Genomic DNA, 6,464 nt, shown 5'->3' with positions numbered 1-6,464 from the left:
GTCAGCCAGCTCGATCCGCGCAATTCAGTCCGTCTGGCCAATGTCGAGATACCGGCTCTTAGCGTGCGCCGCGCCAATACGATCATCGAGCTGTCGGATGGCGAGAGCTTCGCCATTGCCGGGCTTATTCAGAATACGGTCGATACGACCTCGGTGCAGACGCCGTGGCTCGGCGATGTACCCGTGCTGGGCGCCCTCTTCCGGTCCAATCGCTTCCGTGAAAATGAGACCGAACTCGTGATCATCATTACGCCGCGCATCGTTCTGCCTGCGCCGGCGGGAACGCGTATTCCTGATCCGCTGACCGGTACGCAGATGCCGTCCGAGGCCGAAAGAATTCTTCTCGGCCACCTCGCACCGCAGCCTGACACGCCCCCACCCTCACAAGCTGTCACCGGGGCACCGGTCTCCGCTGCCCCGAAAAGCCGCCCCGATCTTGGATATGTTCCCGGCACGGAGGGCAATTAGGCATGACTGCTCAGCCGCTTCAATTGGTGGGGCCGATCCGCCTGCACATCTGTGCGCCGGAGACCGCTGCGCAGATATCCGAATGCGCAGACAAGCTTGGCAACGTGACGGTGAGCACACATCCGGACGCTTACGCAGCGCTGGAAGCGGCACGTGCGGAACGTGGCGGTGTGGTCGTCATTGAGAATTCCGCCTCTTTCGACCTTGTTGAATTTCTTATCCAGGTTGCTGAAACCTCCCCTTCCCTTCCCGGCCTGATTATTGGCGAGAATGTGCCGGTGCTTGCGGTCAAGCGGCTGATGTCGCTGTCGCGCTGGGACATGCTCCAGCCGCCCGTGACACAGCAGGCCCTGGGCGAAACGCTCGAAATGATCTGCCGCGAGGACCGCGTGCCAGGCGATGGACCGTCCGGCAAATGCTGGACCGTCACGCCTTCAGTGGGCGGCGCAGGCGCAACACTGGTGGCGGTGGAGATCGCCTATCAGCTCAGCCAGCGCGAAAAGCATAACAAGGTCTGCCTCGTCGATCTCAATTTCTTTGATGGGGCGTGCGCCTCCTATCTCAACTGCCCGGCAAACCTCAATCAGAGCGCCCTCACTCAGTCACCCGACAGGATCGATGCGGCGCTGCTGCAGGCTTTCATTACCCATCACAAGAATGGCCTTCACCTTCTGGCATCGCCCCGGTCAAACCGGCTGTGGAATGCGATCAAGCCCGAAGCCATTCTCAAGATGCTGGAGATTGCCTGCACGCTCTATGACTATGTAATCATCGACCTGCCGCGCTGGCCGTCGCCATGGACCTCCCCCGTCGTCACCGGATCGGACGAGAATATCGTGATGAGCGAGCTGACCGTGCCGGCGCTGCACGCTGCCCGTAACCGGACCGAGGAGCTGGAGGATGTGTCTGAAGGCATTGCCAAGCCACGCATCGTCCTGAACCGGATGTCGAAGAAAATCTTCGGCAAGACGGTCACTGTCTCACAGGCCGAGGAAGCCATTGGCAGGCCGGTCTTCGCCACCATCTCCTCTGAATGGGAAGCCGCCCTGGCTGCGGTGAACTTCGGCCAGGCGGTCAGCGAAGCAAAGCCGGGCAACCGGATTTCCAAGGACATCGCGAATATCATCGACATGCTCGAAAGCGATGAGACCGCGACAACACCGCCCGCCCCCAATCGAAAGAACGCCTAGATGGCCCGCTTTTCCCTGCTTTCGCGATCCACCCCGTCCAAGGATACTGGTCCTGAGCCAGAAGAGACGGCCGTTAAAAAGAGCGCAGACCCGCTGGAAGAAAAGGACCTTCCAACCTTTGAAGCGGACGATGCCGATAAAGCTGAGACGGATGACCAGAAGACGGACGAGCCCGCCTCGTTCGACCACCTGGAAGCCAAGCTCCGGGTCCACAACAAGCTGATCGATGAAATCGACCTGTCTGTCCTCGACAAGCTGGGCGAGGCGGAGATCAAGAAACAGGTGGGCCGGCTTGTCTCTGAAATCGTCCGGGATGAGCGTATCCCGATGAACCAGGCCGAAGTGCTGGAATTTGCCGATTCCGTCTATCATGAGATGACCGGCCTCGGACCGCTCGAGCCACTTCTGGCCGACCCCAGCATCTCCGATATTCTCATCAATGGCGCCAAACAGGTCTATGTCGAGCGGCGCGGCGAGCTTGAGCTTTCCGAAGCCAAGTTCCGCGACAATGCACACCTTCGCCGGATCGTATCCCGGATTGTCTCCGCGGTCGGGCGCCGAGTGGATGAAAGCCAGCCTCTCGTGGATGCGCGACTGCTGGACGGCTCCCGCGTCAACGCCGCCGTTGAGCCGGTTGCCATTGATGGCCCACTTGTCTCTATACGGAAATTCTCCAAGAAGCCGCTCACGCTGGAGAAGCTGATCGGCTTCGGCGCCATGCCGAAAGAGGTGGCCGAATTTCTCTTCAACGCCGTCAAATGCCGTGTGACCTGCATTATCTCCGGCGGTACCGGCTCCGGCAAGACAACACTTCTCAACGCCCTCTCCAAGGCGATCAGCCACAAGGAACGTCTCATCACAATCGAGGACGCGGCCGAACTTCAGCTCCAGCAGCCTCATGTTGCGCGTATGGAGACACGTCCGCCGAACCTTGAGGGCAAGGGGGAAATCCGCCAGCGCGAGCTTGTTAAGAACGCCCTGCGGATGCGCCCCGACCGGGTGATCCTTGGCGAGGTGCGCTCTGAAGAAGCCTTCGACATGCTTCAGGCCATGAATACCGGCCACGAAGGCTCCATGGCGACCATTCACGCCAACAATCCACGCGAAGCGATCAGCCGGCTTGAACAGATGGTGGCGATGGGCGGGCTCCGCATTTCATCGGAAGCCGTCCGTGGCCAGATTTCCTCGGCTATCGGCATCATCATTCAGGCCCAGCGTCTGTCCGATGGCTCGCGCCGGATCACCCACGTGACCGAAGTGACCGGCATGGAAGGCGACGTCATCCAGATGCAGGACATCTTCCTCTTCAACCGGCTTCGAACGGCCGAAGATGGCACGGTGGTCGGCGAGTTCCGGGCTACGGGCCTTCGCCCGAAATGCCTCGACGAGATGCAGCGCCGGGGCGTCCAGCTGCCGATGGAGTATTTCGATCCGGGTAAACCGCTTCTCGAAGTGCCGGGGAAATAGATGGAGACATCGGTCGTCATCTACGTACTTGCCTTTGCCTCGGCCTTTCTGGCTGCGCAATCGGTGCTGGGCTTCGGCCAGGACGCGGTGAAGACAGCAAAGCTCAACCGGCGTCTGCGCGTCCAGGAACGCCAGTCGAGCGTTGCCGACCTCATCGTTGAGCTGCGCCGCCAGCGCGGACAGGATGCAGATGGTCGGGGGCGCCTTTCGCTGGCCTGGTTCAACGATCTCGTCACCCGGTCAGGCCTCACCTATCAACCGGTCCTGTGGGCACTGATCGCCCTCGGCCTCGGCATTGCTGCTGCCGGAGCCTCAGTCTACTTCACGGGCAATGTGCTTCTGGCCCTCGCTGCAGGCCTCCTCGCCTCGACTGTCCTCCCCATCATGTTCCTCAAGATGAAGGCTGGCGCGCGCGACCGGAAACTTGGTGAACAGCTTCCCGATGCGCTTGAGATCATTGTACGTAGCCTCGAGGCAGGTCATCCCGTGCCGACCGCCGTCTCACTGGTTGGGCGCGAGATGCCAGACCCAATCGGCTCCGAATTCGGCATGGCCGCCGATGAAATTGCCTATGGCTCAAGCCTTGAAGAAGCCGTCAAGAAGCTGGCCGAGCGCACCGAGCAGCCGGATGTCGAGCTTTTCGCCGCCACTGTCCGTCTCCAGGCGCGCACCGGCGGCAATCTGGCCGGGCTCCTCAAGGTGAATGCCTCGACGGTCAGGGCCCGGCAGAAGATGCGCCTCAAGGTCAAGGCGGCCTCTTCCGAAGGGCGCGCCTCTGCCATGATCCTCACCGCGGCGCCTTTTATCGTCATGACCGGGATGCACCTGCTCACGCCTGAATTCTATGGCAGCGTGATCCATGAAAAACTGGTCCAGTATGGGCTTGGCGCCTGCCTTGTCTGGATGGCGCTTGGTAATCTCATCATGCGCAAGATGATCAACTTCAAGGTCTAGGCGCCGTGTTCATCAATCAGCTCCTTTCCAATAATCTCGCACTTTTCCTGATTCTGGCCATCGTCACGCTGGCCGCGGTAGGTGTGCTCGGCGCCAAACTGGCGCACGCCTTGAAGATGCGCCGGAAAATGGCCGAGCGGCTTGCAAGCGATGCAGCGAAGAAAAGCCGCCCGCAGTCGCGCAATGCCAGCCAGCAACGCGACCAGCTGATGGAGAAGATCGGGCGCCGCTTCTCCGATCCCAATTCCGAATCCCTTGGCAAGCTGCGGGCAAGACTGTTCAAGGCGGGCTACTACTCCAAGACAGCCCCTTATATTTTTATCGGAATCCGGTTCATCGCCCTGATTGTTCCGCAAATTATTCTGCTTTTGACCTGGCCGATCTATGGCGACGCCCTGCCCGGCAACGCCCTGATGCTGGCCTCAGGCGGACTTGCTGTGATCTGTTTCGTCGCGCCCTCCTTCATGCTGGACAAGAAGCTCTCCCAGCTTGAAGATCAGTATAGAGAGGGCTTTCCCGACATGATGGATCTGCTGGTCGCCTGCGTGGAAGCGGGGCTCAGCCTGGATGGCGCCGTGCAGCGCGTTGCGGAGGAACTGGCCCAGCGCTATCCGAACCTTGCCGACCATCTGAAGATCATGAATCTCGAGACCCGCGCCGGGCGGGCGCGCACCGAAGCCTGGAGGAATTTTGCCGACAGGCTGGGCCTCGATGAGGCGCGCGCACTCGCCACCATGCTCAGACAGTCAGAAGAACTTGGCACAAGTGTCGGCGAGACATTGCGTGTCTTTGCCATCGACATGCGTGAAAAGCGGATGCTCTATGCAGAGGAGAAGGCGCTGGCCCTGCCCGCAAAGCTTGTTGTGCCTCTGATCCTGTTTGTCTTTCCGTCGCTGCTGACCGTGCTCATGCTGCCAGCCGTCGTGCGAATGATGGAGGTCATGGCCGCGACCTGATGGCTACAGGCGACACGTTTCAGGCGCGGCGGCGGATAATGGTCAGCTCTGTATACTGCACGAAAGCGACATAGCGGCCGTGCGGCTCGTCCCGGCTCCGCCCGGTCTGCGCTATTGGCGAAGCCGCTTCATGCGACGGGCGCAGGTCCTTATGGGAGGCCTTCGCCAGAGGATGAGAAAGCGCGGGCTCTGTAATCGGGTGATAGGCAGAAGCCGTTGCGGGCGCGGCCACTCTTTTTCCATTTTTCCTGCCAGGCTCGTCACAATTGCCGGTCTCAGGCCCGCGATGGCGCCGCTCGGCCTGCCATACCGCATTGATGACCGAGACAAGAACGATCACACCAAGACCGAGAAATAGAAGGGAGACCGGGTTCATACGCGCCTCTCGAGCAAGACGTTAATGAAACCCTAAAGGCGGCATATGCGCAAGAGAGCGGCGCCGATTATTCGCTTTTCGGCACCTGTACCGTGGCCTCCTGATTGCCCATGATGACGGCAATCTGGGCCCCGGATGGCTGGCGGGGCGCGGCTGGCGCGGCGGCGACCGGACGGGGCCGCGGGTCTGGCCGCAGACGAACCGCTTCGGCCTGTTCATAGGCATCGTCAGCACTGCCTCTGAGGGCAAGCAGAAGCGTGCCGGACTTGGCCGCGACGGAAAGCGTCTGGGCCTCTTCCAGCGTGACAGCCAGCGTCGCGGTGCGGAAGGTGGAAGGCTCATTTCCGGTCAGGTCATCATTGAGGTCGACGGCCATCACCTCAATGTTCTGCAGGAGGACCTCAGAGGCCGCCCCTTGCGAGCGCACGGGCTGATCATCGACGATGCCCTCTCCGCCATTGGCGATATAGAGCACATCCACCGTATCACCCGGCAGGACGAAGCCCGCCACACCGGCAACATTATCCATCTGGACGGTAAAGGCGCGCATGCCGGGCCGGATCTTCGAGGAGAGCGAGGCGCGCATACCCGCAGCCAGCAGCATCTTCTCTGACAGGACCTCCCCGCTGGCGATCTCGATCAGCGTCGGGCGCTCAAGGCCAGTCTCTTCAAGTTCACTGCGGCTTTCAAACGCCCCTCGCGGGATATCATCCACGGGGATCGGCTCAGCGTCGAACCAGGCCGGGTCGAGTGGCACGCCGCGCGGAATATCGCGGACAGCGACCAGAACATCGCGCGTTTCGATAACCACCGGCTCGGGCTCGGTGGAGGCTGCGACAGGCTCATCCTCATTGTTTCCGCCAAGCCAGAGACGTGCCCCCAGAACGGCGGCGCCGGCGAAAACGAGGGACAAAACAAGCGATATAACAGGCGACATCTTCATCGCGGGCAGATCTCCAGACAGGTCTTTGACTGCCTTTCTACCGGCCCGCTATTTAAGTCTTCGGCAAACAGGTGCGGCGCATTTCAAAGGCCCGCTTAACCATAGTTTCC

At 60.8% G+C, this 6,464-nt stretch carries 6 protein-coding genes and 1 pseudogene; 5 read left to right on the top strand and 2 right to left on the bottom strand.

The features are described from left to right. The 5 genes and pseudogenes from ABNU55_RS11045 to ABNU55_RS11025 form a co-directional block, all read left to right on the top strand. Positions 1 to 468: pseudogene (locus ABNU55_RS11045) on the top strand (secretion system protein); the annotation flags it as partial. A gap of 2 nt (positions 469 to 470) precedes the next feature. Continuing rightward, complete coding sequence (locus ABNU55_RS11040; protein ID WP_290753576.1) at positions 471 to 1,658, top strand: AAA family ATPase; 1,188 nt, start codon at positions 471 to 473, stop codon at positions 1,656 to 1,658. After that, complete coding sequence (locus tag ABNU55_RS11035) at positions 1,659 to 3,125, top strand: CpaF family protein (RefSeq protein WP_290753573.1); 1,467 nt, start codon at positions 1,659 to 1,661, stop codon at positions 3,123 to 3,125. Beyond that, positions 3,126 to 4,079 carry a type II secretion system F family protein gene (locus ABNU55_RS11030; RefSeq protein ID WP_290753570.1) on the top strand — a complete coding sequence of 318 codons (954 nt, stop codon included), beginning with the start codon at positions 3,126 to 3,128 and terminating at the stop codon, positions 4,077 to 4,079. Between the two features lie 5 nt (positions 4,080 to 4,084). Beyond that, positions 4,085 to 5,035 carry a type II secretion system F family protein gene (locus ABNU55_RS11025; protein WP_290753568.1) on the top strand — a complete coding sequence of 317 codons (951 nt, stop codon included), beginning with the start codon at positions 4,085 to 4,087 and terminating at the stop codon, positions 5,033 to 5,035. 19 nt (positions 5,036 to 5,054) lie between these two features. On the opposite strand, the gene ABNU55_RS11020 is transcribed toward ABNU55_RS11025, so the two are convergent. After that, entirely contained in the window at positions 5,055 to 5,411 is a 357-nt protein-coding gene (locus ABNU55_RS11020; RefSeq protein ID WP_290753566.1) for a hypothetical protein, read from the bottom strand. Positions 5,412 to 5,478: 67 nt separating this feature from the next. After that, the gene (cpaB, locus tag ABNU55_RS11015) at positions 5,479 to 6,354 is read right to left on the bottom strand and encodes a Flp pilus assembly protein CpaB (protein ID WP_290760252.1); all 876 of its coding nucleotides are present in this window, start codon (positions 6,352 to 6,354) and stop codon (positions 5,479 to 5,481) included. Positions 6,355 to 6,464 lie beyond the last annotated feature (110 nt).

This window comes from uncultured Henriciella sp. (assembly GCF_964005855.1).
Classification (GTDB): Bacteria; Pseudomonadota; Alphaproteobacteria; order Caulobacterales; family Hyphomonadaceae; genus Henriciella.
Note: the sequence above shows the minus strand (reverse complement) of the source record. Positions and strands in the feature narration are given on the sequence as shown.